17 protein-coding genes are annotated in these 15,511 nt (G+C 72.0%); 10 read left to right on the forward strand and 7 right to left on the reverse strand.

Going from position 1 to position 15,511, the window contains the following annotated elements; genetic code table 11:
- Positions 1-6: 6 nt before the first annotated feature.
- Positions 7-780: an inositol monophosphatase gene (locus CFI00_RS14065; protein WP_207081747.1), complete on the reverse strand. Its 774-nt coding sequence runs from the start codon at positions 778-780 to the stop codon at positions 7-9.
- 72 nt (positions 781-852) lie between these two features.
- On the opposite strand from CFI00_RS14065, the gene CFI00_RS14070 reads away from it, so the two are divergent.
- Positions 853-990, forward strand: a complete 138-nt coding sequence (locus CFI00_RS14070) for a hypothetical protein (protein ID WP_165354226.1) — start codon at positions 853-855, stop codon at positions 988-990.
- Positions 987-2,129 (forward strand): N(5)-(carboxyethyl)ornithine synthase, encoded by a 1,143-nt coding sequence (locus CFI00_RS14075; RefSeq protein WP_207081748.1) that lies wholly within the window; start codon positions 987-989, stop codon positions 2,127-2,129. Before CFI00_RS14070 ends, CFI00_RS14075 begins: the two co-directional genes overlap by 4 nt.
- On the opposite strand, the gene CFI00_RS14080 is transcribed toward CFI00_RS14075, so the two are convergent.
- Positions 2,114-2,623: an HIT domain-containing protein gene (locus CFI00_RS14080; RefSeq protein WP_207081749.1), complete on the reverse strand. Its 510-nt coding sequence runs from the start codon at positions 2,621-2,623 to the stop codon at positions 2,114-2,116. The genes CFI00_RS14075 and CFI00_RS14080 overlap by 16 nt on opposite strands.
- 23 nt (positions 2,624-2,646) lie before the next feature.
- Here CFI00_RS14080 and CFI00_RS14085 point away from each other — a divergent pair, with 23 nt between their 5' ends.
- Genes CFI00_RS14085 through CFI00_RS14095 form a run of 3 tightly spaced genes read left to right on the forward strand, consistent with a single transcriptional unit; the run spans position 2,647 to position 4,751 of the window.
- On the forward strand, positions 2,647-3,123 hold the full coding sequence (locus tag CFI00_RS14085) for a GNAT family N-acetyltransferase (RefSeq protein ID WP_242532400.1): 477 nt from the start codon (positions 2,647-2,649) through the stop codon (positions 3,121-3,123).
- A 49-nt stretch (positions 3,124-3,172) separates the two neighbouring features.
- Positions 3,173-3,745, forward strand: a complete 573-nt coding sequence (locus CFI00_RS14090; RefSeq protein WP_207081750.1) for a hypothetical protein — start codon at positions 3,173-3,175, stop codon at positions 3,743-3,745.
- 40 nt (positions 3,746-3,785) lie between these two features.
- The gene (locus CFI00_RS14095) at positions 3,786-4,751 is read left to right on the forward strand and encodes a phosphotransferase (protein WP_207081751.1); all 966 of its coding nucleotides are present in this window, start codon (positions 3,786-3,788) and stop codon (positions 4,749-4,751) included.
- Between the two features lie 79 nt (positions 4,752-4,830).
- Here CFI00_RS14095 and CFI00_RS14100 read toward each other — a convergent pair whose 3' ends face one another.
- Positions 4,831-5,331, reverse strand: a complete 501-nt coding sequence (locus tag CFI00_RS14100) for an HNH endonuclease signature motif containing protein (protein ID WP_207081752.1) — start codon at positions 5,329-5,331, stop codon at positions 4,831-4,833.
- Between the two features lie 307 nt (positions 5,332-5,638).
- On the opposite strand from CFI00_RS14100, the gene CFI00_RS14105 reads away from it, so the two are divergent.
- On the forward strand, positions 5,639-6,721 hold the full coding sequence (locus CFI00_RS14105; protein WP_207081523.1) for an IS110 family transposase: 1,083 nt from the start codon (positions 5,639-5,641) through the stop codon (positions 6,719-6,721).
- Here CFI00_RS14105 and CFI00_RS14110 read toward each other — a convergent pair.
- The 4 genes from CFI00_RS14110 to thrS all read right to left on the reverse strand — a co-directional run bounded on the left by CFI00_RS14110 (position 6,685) and on the right by thrS (position 11,269).
- On the reverse strand, positions 6,685-7,617 hold the full coding sequence (locus CFI00_RS14110; RefSeq protein WP_207081753.1) for a DUF222 domain-containing protein: 933 nt from the start codon (positions 7,615-7,617) through the stop codon (positions 6,685-6,687). The genes CFI00_RS14105 and CFI00_RS14110 overlap by 37 nt on opposite strands.
- A 211-nt stretch (positions 7,618-7,828) precedes the next feature.
- Positions 7,829-8,989 (reverse strand): aminotransferase class I/II-fold pyridoxal phosphate-dependent enzyme, encoded by a 1,161-nt coding sequence (locus CFI00_RS14115; protein WP_207081754.1) that lies wholly within the window; start codon positions 8,987-8,989, stop codon positions 7,829-7,831.
- Positions 8,986-9,300: a hypothetical protein gene (locus CFI00_RS14120; protein ID WP_207081755.1), complete on the reverse strand. Its 315-nt coding sequence runs from the start codon at positions 9,298-9,300 to the stop codon at positions 8,986-8,988. Before CFI00_RS14120 ends, CFI00_RS14115 begins: the two co-directional genes overlap by 4 nt.
- A 7-nt stretch (positions 9,301-9,307) precedes the next feature.
- Positions 9,308-11,269, reverse strand: a complete 1,962-nt coding sequence (gene thrS / locus CFI00_RS14125) for a threonine--tRNA ligase (RefSeq protein ID WP_242532887.1) — start codon at positions 11,267-11,269, stop codon at positions 9,308-9,310.
- A 171-nt stretch (positions 11,270-11,440) separates the two neighbouring features.
- Here thrS and CFI00_RS14130 point away from each other — a divergent pair, with 171 nt between their 5' ends.
- From CFI00_RS14130 to CFI00_RS14145, 4 genes are read left to right on the forward strand one after another with little or no spacing between them, the layout of a single operon-like run.
- A complete protein-coding gene (locus tag CFI00_RS14130) occupies positions 11,441-12,547 on the forward strand; it encodes a glycosyltransferase (protein ID WP_207081757.1) in 1,107 nt (368 codons plus the stop codon).
- Complete coding sequence (locus CFI00_RS14135; RefSeq protein WP_242532401.1) at positions 12,544-13,659, forward strand: glycosyltransferase; 1,116 nt, start codon at positions 12,544-12,546, stop codon at positions 13,657-13,659. The genes CFI00_RS14130 and CFI00_RS14135 overlap by 4 nt, the downstream gene beginning before the upstream one ends.
- Complete coding sequence (locus tag CFI00_RS14140) at positions 13,656-14,666, forward strand: glycosyltransferase (protein ID WP_207081758.1); 1,011 nt, start codon at positions 13,656-13,658, stop codon at positions 14,664-14,666. Before CFI00_RS14135 ends, CFI00_RS14140 begins: the two co-directional genes overlap by 4 nt.
- Positions 14,663-15,484, forward strand: coding sequence for a galactosyltransferase-related protein (locus CFI00_RS14145; RefSeq protein ID WP_207081759.1), 822 nt, complete (start codon positions 14,663-14,665; stop codon positions 15,482-15,484). Before CFI00_RS14140 ends, CFI00_RS14145 begins: the two co-directional genes overlap by 4 nt.
- Positions 15,485-15,511 lie beyond the last annotated feature (27 nt).

The raw sequence follows: 15,511 nt of genomic DNA on the forward strand, positions 1-15,511 counted from the left end.
CGCAGGCTATCGCCCGAGGAGCGCGGCCCGGACGTCCGCCACGGCCGCGGGCGCGCCGGTGACGGTCCAGTCCACCCCCGCGGCGCGTACGACGACGGACTCGCCGCCCGCGCCGCGCATGATCGCGGCGCCCGGGAGCCGGTCCCAGTCGGCGACCGAGTGCTGGAAGAGCACGTCCCACTGGCCCGACGCGATGGCCATCACGTCCATGGTGCCGGAGCCGAGCATCCGCAGCGTCCCGACCTCGCCGAGCGCGCGAGTGAAGGCCTCCCCCACCTCGCTGCCGTAGAACGGCGGGTGGAGGTAGGTGGTGGCGCAGCGGGCCTCGCGCGGCGTCGCGGGCAGCGGCGCGAGGGGCGCACCGTCGAGGGTGGTCGGCAGGTCGGGTCCACCGACCCACGTGCGCAGCGTGGATGCGTGGTGCACGGCGCCGAGCAGCACGTCGGCCTCGTCGTGCAGCGCGATCGCGCTGCACCACCAGTCGCTGCCGCGGGAGAAGTTGTAGGTGCCGTCGACGGGGTCGATGACCCAGGTGCGCCCCGACGTGCCGGGGCGCGAGGTGCCCTCCTCCCCCACGATCGCGTCGTCGGGGCGCTCGGCGGTGAGCTGTTGGACGATGAGCCGCTCGGCCGCGGTGTCGGCCTGGGTCACGATGTCGGAGCCGCTGGTCTTCTGCGAGACGTCGAGGCCCTCGGCGCGGATCCGGGCGGCCAGCAGGGCCGCCTCGCGGACGAGGTCGGCTGCGAGCGCGGCATCGGCGGCGAGGTGCGCGTGATCCATGGCGCCCACGGTAGTGCGCAGGCGTACTGTGGCAGGACGGAGCCAGTCAGGCTTCCGAATCGAGGAGCCCCGATGAGCGACAAGTCGCCACGGCAAGGCATGTCCAAGAAGTCCGGCAAGTCCATCAAGGAGAAGCGTGCCGACAAGCACGCGAAGGCGGCCGGGAAGAGCGGCGCCGACGAGACGTTCCTCCCTCCGAAGAAGAAGTGAGTCGGCTCAGCCTCGGCGTCATCGGCACGTCCGCCAAGGAGAACGAGCACCGCCTCCCGCTCCACCCCGACCACCTCTCGCGCCTCGCGCCCGAGGTGGCGGCACGCACCACGCTCGAGCACGGGTACGCCGCCCGCTTCGGCGTGGGCGACGACGAGCTCGCCCCGCTCGTGGCGGGCTTCGCTTCCCGCGAGGAGATCCTGCGCGACGCCGACGTCGTGGTGCTGCCCAAGCCGCAGCACGAGGACGTCGCGATGATGCGTCCCGGCCAGGTGCTGTGGGGGTGGCCGCACTGCGTGCAGGACGAACGGATGACGCAGCTCGCGATCGACCGCGAGCTGACGCTGATCGCCTTCGAGGCGATGAACCACTGGACGTCCGACGGCCACGTCGGCCTGCACGTCTTCCACAAGAACAACGAGCTCGCCGGCTACTGCTCGGTGCTCCAGGCCATGCAGCTCATCGGGATCACCGGCGACTACGGGCGACGGCTCAGCGCGGTGGTGATCGGGTTCGGCGCCACGGCGCGCGGGGCCGTCACCGCCCTGAAGGCCCACGGCGTCGCCGACGTCGCGGTCCTGACCACGCGCGGGGTCGCGGCCGTCGGATCGCCGATCCACTCGGTGCGGATCCGCCAGTTCGACCACGACCCCGACACCCCGGGCGTCAGCCACGTGATCACCGACCGCGGACGTGAGCCGCTGGCGGCGTACCTCGCGGAGAACGACATCGTCGTGAACTGCACACTGCAGGACACCGCGGCGCCGCTGACCTACCTGCGCACCGCGGACGTCGCGGCCTTCCGCCAGGGCAGCCTGGTCGTGGACGTGTCGTGCGACGAGGCGATGGGCTTCGAGTGGGCGGTGCCGACCACGTTCGACGACCCGATGTTCACCGTCGGCGACCGGGTCCACTACTACGCGGTCGACCACAGCCCGTCGTACCTCTGGAGCTCGGCGACGTGGGAGAACAGCGAGGCGTTGCTGCCGTTCGTCGACACCGTGCTCGGTGGCCCCGGGGAGTGGGACGCCGACGAGACGATCCGCCGGGCCATCGAGGTCCGCGACGGGCGGGTCTGCAACCCCGCGATCCTGGCGTTCCAGGGACGGGGGCCCGAGCACCCCTACGCCGTAGCCTGAGCCCCGTCCCACGCGTCGGCGAGCAGCCGGCGCGTGTCGGCGAGCAGCTGCGGGAGGATCTTGGCGCCGCCGACGACGGTGATGAAGTTGGCGTCGCCGGTCCAGCGCGGGACCACGTGCTGGTGCAGGTGCTCCGAGAGCGACCCGCCGGCCGAGCGGCCGAGGTTGAGCCCGACGTTGAAGGACTGCGGCTGGCTCACCGCGCGGATCGCGCGCAGCGACTGCTGCGTCATCGCCATGAGCTCGAGCGACTCCTCGGGCGTGAGGTCGGCGAGGTCCGCGACGTGGCGGTAGGGCAGGACCATGAGGTGACCGGGGTTGTAGGGGTGCAGGTTGAGCACGACGTACGTCGACTCGCCCCGCGCCACGACCAGCGACTCGTCGTCGGGGTGGGCGGGGATCGCGCAGAACGGGCAGCCCTCGTCGTCGACGGCCGAGCGGACGTAGGCCATCCGGTGGGGCGTCCAGATCCGCTCCAGCGCGTCGTCACTCATGCCCGCGATCCTAGGGTGGGCCCGTGACCTCGATCCGACCGGCCGTCGCCGCCGACATGGCCGCGGTCGCCGACCTGTGGCACGGGGGCTGGCACGACGGCCACGCCGGGCACGTGCCCGAGGGGCTCACCGCCGCCCGCACGCTGCCGGCCTTCCACGAGCGCACGCCCACCCGCGTCGCCGACACCACGGTGGCGGTCTCCGAGGACGGTGCGCTGCTCGGCTTCGTGATGGTGGTCGGCGACGAGGTGGAGCAGGTCTTCGTCGCGGCCGCTGCCCGCGGGACCGGGCTGGCCGACGTGCTGCTCGCCGAGGCGGAGCGCCAGGTGGCGACGAGTGGCCACGAGCTTGCGTGGCTGGCGGTGGTCGCGGGCAACGCGTGGGCGCGCCGCTTCTACGAGAGGTGCGGCTGGCGCGACCAGGGCGACCTGCCCTACGAGGTGACGGCCGGCGGGGAGACCTTCGTGTCGCCGTGCCGGAGGTACGTCAAGGCGGTGTGAGGTCGCCGCACGCGGTCAACGGGACGGTCGCCGCGCGCGTCGTACGTGCATGGTGACGACGAGCCGCTGGGTGGTGGTCCTGCTCGTCCTGCTGTCAGCGTGCTCCACCGATCGGGCGCCGCCGCACCCGACCGTGAATGCCTCCTCGAGACCTGCGCCGACCGTCGCTGCGACCGTCGCGCCCGACCTCGGTCGCCTGGCGGAGCGGTTCGTCGCCCACGCCGCGGGCGGGTCCGCGTCGTTTCCCCACCGGGCGTCGGTGCGGCTGACGCTGGGCGGTGAGCCCGCGGCGTCCGTCGACGTCGCCTCGGCGCTCGCTGACGGTGGCCTGTGGACCGCGTGCCCGGAGGGCTGGGAGGGCTACGCCGCCACGTCGTGCCCGATCGATTTCCTCGGCCCGCTCAGGACAGCGCAGATGAACGGGACGCCCGTCGTGCACGAGGCGGCGTACGACGGCGTGACCTGCGCGCCGACACGCACCGGCGCGCTGCCCGTCGGTCGGCTCGTCGTGCTCAGGCCGGTGCCCGCGAACCGCGACTGCGCGCGGGACTTCGCGCTGGTGCTGGTCGCGGACGAACGGGGTCGCTTGCGCGCGATCGACCTCACGCTCTCCGCGCCCTGACCGGGGGCACCGAGGGCGGACACGTGACTACCCTCGCGACATGGTCACGGCAGTCGCGAGTCAGTGGTCCGACGAGGACGGTGGGGGTTCCTTCCACGCGATCGCCGGGGTCTTCGCGCTGGGCCGCCCCATTGCCGTGCGTCCCGTGACCGGAGGCCTGTCGAACGAGATGTGGAAGCTCGACACAGACACGGGAGCGTTCGCCGTCAAGGTCATGCGGGCCCACGCTGAGGAGCCCGGGTTCCGCGACAACATCGAGAGGGCTCACCTCGTCGAGGCCGCGGCGTTCCGGAGCGGCGTTCCGTGCCCGGAGCCGATGCTCGCTGCTGGAGGCGACTGCCTAGCCGTTGTGGCTGGCGACCTCGTCAGGGTTCACCGGTGGGTGGAGGGACGACCGGTGCAGCCGTACGCCTGGCTCGAGGAGGTCGGTGAGCTCACTGCTCGGATTCACAACGTGTCCGACTCCTTCGACGACGTCCTTGACGACGAGCCCTGGGACGGCACTCGATGGGCCGGGCTCGCCGACCACCCCGACCTGCCGTCCGCGCTGGCACACGGACTGAGCCGGGCAGCACCGCGCCTCGCCGCCCTCGAGGCCGCGACGGCAGCGCCAGGTGTGACGACCCTCCACGCGAGCTCGCACGGCGACCTCGACCCGAAGAACACTCTGAGCGTCGGCGAGACCCTGATGGCGCTCGACTGGGACGCTGCGGGGCCACGACCTGTCATCCGGGAAGCGGCATCGGTGGCTCTCGACTGGAGCAACGGTCCGCGCGGGTTCCAGCGGGTCATCGCGGCGTACGGCCGTACCGCCGGAGTGTTCCCGCACGCCGAACCCTGGGTGCTCGGCGGCTGGGTCGCGGCGTGGGGAGGATGGCTCGCCCACAACGCCACCACGCGAGCCGATGACCCGCTGGGGCGCGGGGAGACGAAGCGGGCGTGTGATCGACTGCTGCGCCTGCACACCGATCTGGACGCCTACGTCGACGCGCTGCGGTTCGTCTGATCGCTCGCTGCAGGACGGTGAGCAGGTGCGGACGTGCCTGTGACCCCGCCTCCTACTGCTGGCGGGGTGCGGGGCGGGGTCATCTTCGGGGTGACGGGATCCGGGGTGGGCCTGGGTCGGGCGGATCGAGCGCGGTGGTGCCGGTGCGGTCGCGTCGGTAGCGGTGGCCGTGCGGTGAGGTCCACTCGAACACCCCGGGGGCGACCATGTCGTAGCGCCAGGCCGTGTGGGTCTTGAGGCGATGGTGGAACCGGCACAACGCGCCCAGGTTCTCGGTCTCCGTAGGCCCGGGCTGAGGTCGACCCTCCGCTTCGGCGTCGTGGTCGTACTCGATGACGTGGTCGACGTCGCAACCCCGGGCCGGTCGACCGCAGAACGGGAACACGCAGGTCCGGTCGCGGAGGACCACGCGCTCACGGATCCGGTCCGGGACCGCGTAACCCGGCGCGGACTTCTCCTGGTTGAGGTTGATGACCGGCTTGACCGTGACCTTCGTGCGCGAGTCGCCGCACCAGGACTGGAGCTGCTCGAGCAGCAGAAGTCGCTGGCCCTCCTCGAGCCGCCCCGTCGGCCCGAACACCGTGGCGTCGCCGGACAGGCTGGCGTCGAAGTGGGCGTGGAGGACGACCTCCCGCGCGGTGGGGAGGTCGGGTCTCGATACAGGGAGGATGGGTTACCCGGTCGGGGTCTGACCTATCTCGATACTGGCGCTGCTTGGTGTGGCTGCCTTGAAGTGCGACGTGTCGGCCCCGGCAGGGCTTGTCTGTTCTGGTGGCCAGGCCGGGCGGGCGTGACCTCATAGGACCCTGAAGAAGTTCCCGTCGCTGTACTGTCCGCCCGACCTGGAAGGTCATCTTTCACACGATGGTGAAGGAGACATTTCCAGCATGAGTGATGTGTCTGTTGAAGAACAAGTTCTTGATGGGGCCGGCGTGGTGGTGGGTGTTGACACCCACCAACTGGTCCATGTCGCGGCCGTGATCGACGCTCGTTTCGGCCGGCTGGCAGATCGTGAGTTCCCCGCGACCAGGGCTGGCTTTGGCGAACTGGTGTCGTGGGCCGCGACCTACGGTCCGGTCCTCGCGGTCGGAGTGGAGTCGACCGGTTCCTACGGTGCGGGGCTGACCCGCCACCTGCTCACTCACGGGGCGGGTGCGTTCGAGGTGTTCGAGGTCAACCGGCCGGAAAGGGCCACCCGGGTCAGACACGGCAAGTCCGACCCGCTCGACGCCTACTCGGCAGCCGAGCAGGTCCTGGCCGGGCGCGCGAGCGGTCGGCCGAAGGTCAAGACCGGGATCGTGGAGGCGATCCGCGTGATCAAGGTCCCCCGCGATGCGGCGGTCAAGAACCGCACCGCCGCGTACAGCCAGCTGCGTGACCTGATCACCGCTGCATCCGGGCGCCTTCACGACGACCTGATCGGGCTGAGCGGGAAGAAGCGGGTAGCCAAAGTCCTGGCCATGCGCCCCGACCCGAGCCGGGTCGCTGATCCCGACCACGCGGTGCGCCATGCACTACGAGCGCTGGCGCGACGCATCGCCTACCTCGACGGCGAGATCGCTGAGGCCGACAAGCACCTGGCGACCCTCGTGCAACAGGCCTGCCCGTCCTTGCTTGCCATGGCCCAGGTCGGAGTCCAGACCGCCGCCCAGTTGGCGATCAGCACTGGCGAGAACATCGACCGGATGCGGTCCGAAGCCAGCTTCGCCAAGCTCGTCGGGGTTGCTCCGCTTCCCGCCTCTTCCGGCAAGACCCGCCGCCACCGACTCAATCCCGGGGGCGACCGCCAAGCCAACTCCGCGCTCTACATGATCACCGTCGGACGGATGGGCCGCCACGAGGAAACCCGCGCCTACGTCGAGCGACGGCGCGCCGAAGGACTATCCACCCCCGAGATCATCCGCTGCCTCAAACGCCACCTCGCCCGCAGCGTCTACAGAGCCCTCCGAACAGACCTCATGACCACTTGACGCGGCATAGGACCGTCGCCGGCTCGTTCCTCACCGGCTACTCGACCACCAGCAGAGTCACTTGCCAGTCGACCACCAGCAGGGTCGTGGAGGTCGAGCGCGGTCTGTGTCCGAGCCAGGTCACCGAGCGCCTTCGCCCTGCGGGCATCGAGCGACTCGTGCGAGCCGAGGGCCTTCTGCGTCGCGGCCCCGTGGGCGAGTGCCTGGTGGAGGTGGAGGCCGTCGGCAAGGTCGATCTCAGCCTCCAGCCGCACCGTGCCGGCGAAGTGCACGTCCTCGTCGTGGATCGTCACGTGGCGCGGGTCGACATGGAGGTACCCGTCCTCTGGATCCGCGGCAGGGTTGGCCTCGGCGAGGTCGTAGCGCTTGATGGTCTCTGCGACGAGCCGGTCCAGCTGCGCGGGACCGATCTTCCCCGCGACCGCGGCGACCTGGGCGTCGACGAACCGCGCCGCGTCGCGAGTGAGGGCAGGGGTGGAGTGGATGGTCACCTCCGCAACGGCCCGGGCGCGCCACGCGGGGACCCGTCCGGCGTGGACCTGCGCCCACAGGCGTGGGAGGCGGTGGCGCAGCTCGAGTGCGTGACCGATGAGCTTCTTCGCCGACACGCTCGTGATGCCCAGCACGGTGCCGAGCTCGGCGACGCAGAACTCCGCAACCAGCGGCGTACCCGGACCGGCGATGGGCTCCTCGTGCTCGCACCCCGCGACGGTGAACGACGCGGCGGAGTGGATCGACTCCGGAGGGTGCAGGTCGGCCCACCTGGCAGCCAGATCGAGCTGGCGGGCTGCCTCGGTGTTCTCGATGGAGCGCGAGGCTCGGATCGAGGCGAGCAGGGCTGCGGGGCCGAGGGCGTCTGCCCCGGCCTCCGGCCCCTTCTCCAGCATCTCGATCATGTGTTCGATTCTAGAGAAGGGGTCCGACAGTGGGTCGGGTCTCGATACGCCCTCGCTCGTTCCTCGCTCCGGCTACTCGACCACCGAGGGGAAGGCTCGGGCTACTCGACCACCGAGGGGGAGGCGGCGGGTGCTCGAGCACCGAGGGTGAGCATGGTTCCGAGGCTCGCTGCGCTCGCGCCTCAACCGGCGAGGAAGGAAGAAGGAGCGATCAGGTCCAGGCCTGGGCGAGCCGGCGTACGACCTCAGTCAGCCGTTCCGGCGAGGTGGCGACGTTGAGCCGCACGTGGCCGGTCGTGCCGGGGGCGTACGACTCCCCCGGGCTGACCATCACCCGACCGCGCTGGAGGGCGACGCCCGCGGCGTCGTCGTGGCCGTAGGCGGAGGCGTCGAGCCAGGCCAGGTAGGTCGCCTCGATCGGCCGCATCCGGACCTCCGGCAGGTGCTCGGCGAGCAGCGACCCGAGCAGCGTCCGCTGCTGGTCGAGTCGCTCGACCAGCGACGCGAGCCACGGGTCGCCATGGTCGTAGGCCACGCGGGCAGCGACCATGCCGAGCGGGGAGTAGGAGTCGTTGCGCGACATCGGCTGATCGACGAGGCGCAGCTGGTCGGTGCGGTCGGGCACCACGATCTGGGCACAGCGCAGACCAGCGGTGTTGAAGGCCTTCGAGGCGGCCACGACAGCGACGGCGTGGTCGTGCGTGCCCTCGATCGCGAGGTACGACACGTGCTCCGCGCCGGGCAGCACCAGCGGCGCGTGGATCTCGTCGCTGACGACCCGCGCGCCGTGGCGCAGCACCACGTCGCGGATGCCCTCGAGCTCGGCGCGGGTGAAGACGCGGCCCCACGGGTTGTGCGGCTGGGTAAGCAGCAGGGTCTGCGCCCCGTCGGCGAAGAGCCGGTCGAGGCGGTCGAGGTCGATCTCGGCACGGTCGGCGGACGCGGGCACGTCGAGACGCACCTCCTCGCGACCGGTGACGGTCGCGAGCCCAAACTGGGCGTTGTAGCCCGGCGTCGGGAACACCACGCCTCCGGGCCCGCTGAAGACATCGATCGCGAGGCGTACGCCCGCGGTCACGTCCACGACCGGGTGCACCGCCTGCGGCTCCGGCGCCCAGCCGAAGCGGCGCGCCGACCAGGCGGTGTACGACTCCGCGAGCCCCGCGTCCCAGCCGAAGGTCGGGTAGCCGGTGATCCCGTCGGCGAGCACCTGTTGCACCGCACCGAGCACGACCGGGTCTACGGCGTAGTCCATCTCCGCCACCCACGCGGGCAGCACACCCTCCGGCACGCCCCACTTGAGCGGGAGCCTGAGCCGCGCCTCGGCCTCGGTGAGGTCGACCACCGGCCGTCGTGCTGTCGAGTGGGTCACTGCGGTCCTCCCCGGTCGTCGAGCTGCGGACTCCACGCTGCCCCGAGCTCCTCGACCGTCAGCTCGGCCAGCTGCTGCTCGAGGTGGGCCCGCGTCGCACCGATCTCGTCGTGCGCGACGTCGACCCGGACTACCTCGGTGCCGTCGTCACGCCGCGAGACGACGTACGCACCGCCGGCCCCGGTCGCGTCGTTGCCCGGGACCGTGTCGGCGAGCGTCACCGCCTGCCAGACGGCTGCGGCGAACAGCCGCAGCCCACGCGTCCCGTGTGGCTCGAAGCGCAGCTCGAGGAGGTCGACGGCCCGCTCCACCGTCGGCTCAGACCTGCTCGCGCGACGCGACCGCGTGCGCGACCCGCTCGATCGCCTCGTCGAGGGGTACGCCGTTGTCCTGTCGGCCGTCGCGATAGCGGAAGGAGACCGCGCCCGCCTCGATGTCGTCGTTGCCGGCGATCATCATGAACGGCACCTTCTGCAGCTGCGCGTTGCGGATCTTCTTCTGCATCCGGTCGTCGGAGTCGTCGACCTCGACCCGCAGCCCCTGCGCCTTCATCCGGCGGGCGACGTCGTGGAGGTAGTCCGATGCGAAGTCGGCGACGGGGATCGCCTGCACCTGCACCGGCGCGAGCCAGGGCGGGAAGGCTCCGGCGTAGTGCTCGACGAGCACGCCGAAGAAGCGCTCGAGGGAGCCGAACTTCGCCGAGTGGATCATCACCGGCTGCTTCCGGCTGCCGTCGGCCGCCTGGTAGGCGAGCTCGAAGCCCTGCGGCTGGTTGAAGTCGTACTGGATGGTCGACATCTGCCACGTGCGGCCGATCGCGTCACGGGCCTGGACGGAGATCTTCGGACCGTAGAACGCGGCACCGCCCGGGTCCGGCACGAGCTCGAGTCCCGACTCGACCGCGACGTCCTCGAGGACCTTGGTGGCCGTCGCCCAGTCCTCGTCGGACCCGACGAACTTGTCGGGCTTGGCGTCGTCGCGAGTCGAGAGCTCGAGGTAGAAGTCGTCGATGCCGAAGTCACGCAGCAGGCCGAGCACGAAGTCGAGGAGGTGCTTGACCTCGCCCGGCGCCTGCTCGGGGGTGACGTAGGAGTGGCTGTCGTCCTGGGTCAGTCCGCGCACGCGGGTCAGGCCGTGCACGACACCGGACTTCTCGTAGCGGTAGACAGAGCCGAACTCGAACAACCGCAGCGGCAGCTCGCGGTAGGACCGTCCGCGCGAGCGGAAGATCAGGTTGTGCATCGGGCAGTTCATCGCCTTGAGGTAGTAGTCCGACCCCTCGAACTCCATCGGCGGGAACATCGTGTCCTTGTAGTAGGGCAGGTGTCCGGAGGTGTGGAACAGCCCTTCCTTGCTGATGTGGGGGGTGCCGACGTAGTCGAAGCCCTCCTCGATGTGGCGCTGGCGGACGTAGTCCTCCATCACGCGCTTGATCACGCCACCCTTGGGGTGGAAGACCGCGAGACCGGAGCCGATCTCGTCGGGGAAGCTGAACAGGTCGAGGTCGCGACCGAGCTTGCGGTGGTCGCGGCGCTCGGCCTCCTCGATGCGGTGCAGGTGCTCCTCGAGCGCCTCCTTGGACTCCCAGGCGGTGCCGTAGATGCGCTGGAGCTGCTTGTTCTTCTCGTCACCGCGCCAGTAGGCCGCGGCGCTGCGCATCAGCTTGAAGGCCGGGATCCGCTTGGTCGTGGGCAGGTGCGGACCCCGGCACAGGTCCGACCACTTCGCCTCGCCGCTGCGGCCGATGTTGTCGTAGATGGTGAGCTCGCCGGCCCCGACCTCGACGCTCGCGCCCTCGGTGCCCTCGGCCCCCGCGCCGCCCTTGAGCCCGATCAGCTCGATCTTGTAGGGCTCGTCCTTGAGCTCGTCGAGCGCGTCGGCGTCGGTGGTGACCCGGCGCTCGAAGCGCTGGTTCTCCTTGATGATCTTGCGCATCGCGGACTCGATCTTCACCAGGTCCTCGGGCACGAACGGGGTCGCGACGTCGAAGTCGTAGTAGAAGCCGTTCTCGACCGGCGGACCGATGCCGAGCTTCGCCTCGGGCCACAGCTGCTGCACCGCCTGGGCCATCACGTGCGCGGTCGAGTGGCGCAGGATGTCACGGCCGTCGGCGCTGTCGATGGCCACGGACTCGACCTCGTCGCCGTCGGCGAGCTCGTACGCCAGGTCCTTGAGCTGGCCGGCGACCCGCGCCGCGATCACGTCGGCGTCCTCGCGGAACAGCTCCCATGCCTTGGTGCCGGTCGTGACCGTGGTCTCCGCACGCTGATCGGCGTGGATGCGGACGACCTGGATGTCGGGCACGAGAGCTCCTGTGAGGGGTGTGGAGGGTGGGGCGGGATGCTCCGGCGATGCTATCGGCCGGTCGTGGTCGCGCTCACCCCGGTTTCGCCGCACACCCGGTCGGGTGGGGACCGCGGTGGTGGCGGCCGAGGTGGGTACATCGCGTGCATGACGCTCGCGCAACGCCGGCAGGCGCCCTCCTCGGCCCCGCCGCTCACCATCGCCTCGGTCCCGTCGGGGCACGTCTACGTACGCCACCTCTCCCCCGCCGACGGCCGGGGAGCCGTACGCCTGCCCGACCCGGCGCCCGAGGACCCCGACCGCCCCGCCGGTGCGACCTGGTGGCCGCCGGTGATGCTCGACCCCGAGTGGGCCCGACAGGCCGACTTCGACGTCTTCCACCTCCACTTCGGCTTCGACGCGTGTGCTCCGGAGCAGCTGGACCAGCTGACGCGCGTGCTGCGCGGGCGGGGCAAGCCGTTCGTCTTCACCGTGCACGACCTGCGCAACCCGCACCACAGCGACCGCCGCCTCCACGACGAGCAGCTCGACGTGCTGGTCGAGGCCGCGGACGCCCTCATCACGCTGACCCCCGGGGCCGCGCGCGAGATCGAGTCCCGCTGGGGGCGTACGCCGCTCGTGGTCCCGCACCCGCACGTCGTCGACCTGCCGACCATGACCCGCGCCCTCGAGGTGCGGCCGCTGTGGCGCCACCGGCCCTTCCGCGTGGGCCTGCACCTCAAGAGCCTGCGGGCCAACATGGACCCGATGCGGCTGCTGCCCACCCTCGTGGACACCGTGGCCGGGCTGGACGACGCGGTGCTCCAGGTCAACTGCCACCGCGACGTCCTGGACCCCGACGGCGCCCGGCGCGACGCCGCGCTGTCGGACTGGCTGCGGGGCCAGGCCGCGGCGAGGCGGCTCGAGCTGCACGTCCACGACTTCTTCTCCGACGACGACCTGTGGACCTACCTCGCCTCGCTCGACCTGTCGGTGCTGCCCTACACGTTCGGCACCCACTCCGGCTGGCTGGAGGCGTGCCGCGACCTGCAGACCACGGTGCTGGCGCCGACCTGCGGCTACTACGCCGACCAGGGCCCGGTCCTGACCTACACCAACGACGGCGACGACTTCGACGCCGACTCGCTGCGCGACGCCGTGGTGCGCGCGCACGCCGAGCGCCCGCGGTGGGGAGCCACCCTCGACGAGCGCACCGCGCAGCGCCGCGAGGTCGCCCGGGTCCACGAGGAGCTCTACCGGGAGCTGACCAGGTGACGGCCCTCACCGTGCGTGAGGAGCAGCGTGACCGGCACGGTGACCGGCTCCGCGTCTGCCTGGTCGCCAACAGCCGGTTCCCGATCGTCGAGCCGTTCACCGGCGGCCTGGAGTCGATGACCTGGCACCTGGCCCGCGAGCTGACCCGCCGTGGGCACGAGGTCGCGGTCTTCGCCGCCCCGGGCTCCGACCCGGAGCTCGGGGTCATCGAGCTCGACGTCGAGCCACTGCCCGAGCACCCGGGCCGCCACGACGTCGGCGCACCGCCGTACGTCGAGGTCGCCGAGCACCACGCCTACCTCGCCCTGATGCTCGCGCTCGCCGGGACTGCCGGGTCGAGCTTCGACGTCGTCCACAACAACAGCCTCCACTACCTCCCGGTCGCGATGGCCCGCACGCTGCCCGTGCCCGTGCTGACCACGCTGCACACCCCGCCGCTGTGGTGGCTGGAGTCTGCGGTCAGGCTGGACCGCGGCGCCAGCTCCTTCGCTGCGGTGTCGCGCCACACGGCGGCGTCCTGGGCACCGATCACCGAGAGCACCTGCGTGCTGAACGGCATCGACGTGGACCGGTGGCCGGCGGGACCCGGGGGAACGACCGCGGTGTGGTCCGGCCGCCTGGTCGCGGAGAAGGCGCCGCACGAGGCGCTGCTCGCGGCTCGGCGCGCCGGGATCGCGATCGTGCTGGCGGGCCCGCTGCTCGACGAGGACTACTTCTGCACCCAGGTCCAGCCGTTGCTCGGTCCCGACGCGACGTACGCCGGGCACCTGCCGCAGACCGAGCTCGCCGAGCTGGTCGGTGGCTCGGCGGTCGCCGTGGTCACCCCCGCCTGGGACGAGCCCTACGGGCTGGTCGCGGCGGAGGCGCTGGCGTGCGGCACCCCGGTGGCGGCGTACGCCCGGGGCGGCCTGCCGGAGGTGCTCTCCCCCGACACCGGCCGCCTCGCGGTCGCCGGCGACGTGGACATGCTGGCACTGGCGATGCGCGACGCCCTCACCCTCGACCGGGCCCGCTGCCGTGAGCGCGCCGTCGCCGAGCTCTCGCTGGGCCGGATGGTCGACCGCTACGAGGACGAGTACGTCCGACTGCTGGGCCGCAGGCTCGCGGCGTGATCGGCTACTACGTCCACCACCACGGCACGGGCCACCTGCACCGGGCGCTGACCGTCGCGCCCCACCTCCCGGGCCCGGTCACCGGCCTCTCGTCGCTCCCCCGCCCCGGGGCGTGGACCGGCCCGTGGGTGCAGCTGCCGCGTGACGACGAGGGGGCGGCGTACGACGACGCGGACGTCACGTCGAGCGGGCTGCTGCACTGGGTGCCCCGACAGGACGCCGGCCTGCGGCACCGCATGGCGGCCGTCTCCGCGTGGATCGAGCAGCACGAGCCCGCCGCGGTGGTCGTCGACCAGTCGGTCGAGGTGTGCCTGCTGGTGCGCCTGCACGGCGTGCCGGTCGTGGCGCTCACCGCTCCCGGGCGGCGGACCGACCCGCCCCACCTGCTCGGCTTCGGCGCCGCCGACGCGCTCGTCGGCCCGTGGCCCGCGGGCTGGACCGACCGGCTGCTGCCGGGCCTCCCGGGCATCCACGCCGACCGCTTCCAGGCCGTCGGTGCCGTCTCCCGCTTCCCCGTGGCGCCGCGGCACGTCCCGGCACACCGCGCCCGGCCGCACGTCGTGCTCCTGGCCGGCACCGGCGGCGACGGATTCACCCGCGAGTCGATCGCACGGGCGCAGGAGCAGACGCCCGACTGGGACTGGAGCGTGCTCAGCCGCACCCTCGGCAGCTGGCACGCCGACCCGGCGGCCGTGGTCGCCGACGCCGACGTCGTGGTGCTCCACCCGGGCCAGAACGCGCTCGCGGAGGTCGCCTCGCTGCGCGTCCCCGCGGTCGTGGTGCCGGCCCAACGCCCCTTCGACGAGCAGCACGTGACCGCAGCCGCCCTGGCCGACGGGTGGCCGGCCGTCGTGCTCGACACCGTTCCCGACCTGGGGTGGCGCGACCTGCTCCACGAGGCGCTCCTCCTCGACGGCGAGGGCTGGTCCCGGTGGTGCGACGGCGACGCTCCGCGGCGCATCGCTGCGGTCGTCGAGCAGGTCGCCTCGCGCGGGTCCGCGGCATGAGCGCCACCGCGGTGGTCACGGTGGTGCACCGCCGCAGCGAGCACCTCGCCCGTCAGCGCGAGTCGCTCGCCGCGTCGAGCACCGACGCCTTCGACCACGTCGTCGTCGCGATGGACGACCCCGCGCTCGAGGCCTCCGGCGTGGCAGCAGCCGCCCTGCCCCGCGCCCCCCTCGGCCTCCCGCTCGCCGCGGCCCGCAACCGTGGCGCGGAGGTGGCCCTCGCCCACGGCGCGCGCACCCTGGTGTTCCTCGACGTCGACTGCCTGGCGGACGCCGACCTCGTCGGCGCCTATGCCGAGGTCGTCGCCGACGAGCCGGGCACTGTGTGGTCCGGACCGGTCACCTACCTCGACCCGCCGCCTCCCGGCGGCTACGACCTGTCCGCCCTGCGCGAGCTCGACGCACCCCACCCCGCACGACCGGCGCCGGCACCGGGCCGATGCGAGCCGGGCGCCGACCCCGACCTCTTCTGGTCGCTGTCCTTCGCCTGCTCGGACGACGCGTGGCGTCGCACCGGCGGCTTCTGCGAGGACTACGTCGGCTACGGCGGCGAGGACACCGACTTCGCACGCGTGGCACTGGTTGCCGGCCTCGACCTCGGCTGGGTGGGGGCGGCCCGCGCCTTCCACCAGTGGCACCCGGTCTCCCGGCCGCCGGTCGAGCACGTCGCCGACATCGTCCGCAACGCCCGGATCTTCCACGATCGGTGGGGCGAGTGGCCGATGCTGGGGTGGCTGGAGGCCTTCGAGGAGCGCGGGCTGGTGCGCCGCACCCGCACGGGCGGCTGGGCACTCGTCGGACGGTCCGCGGACGAATAGTCCCAGCCGTTGTGGGAACGGCTCCTG

This window comes from Nocardioides sp. S5 (assembly GCF_017310035.1).
Classification (GTDB): domain Bacteria; phylum Actinomycetota; class Actinomycetes; order Propionibacteriales; family Nocardioidaceae; genus Nocardioides.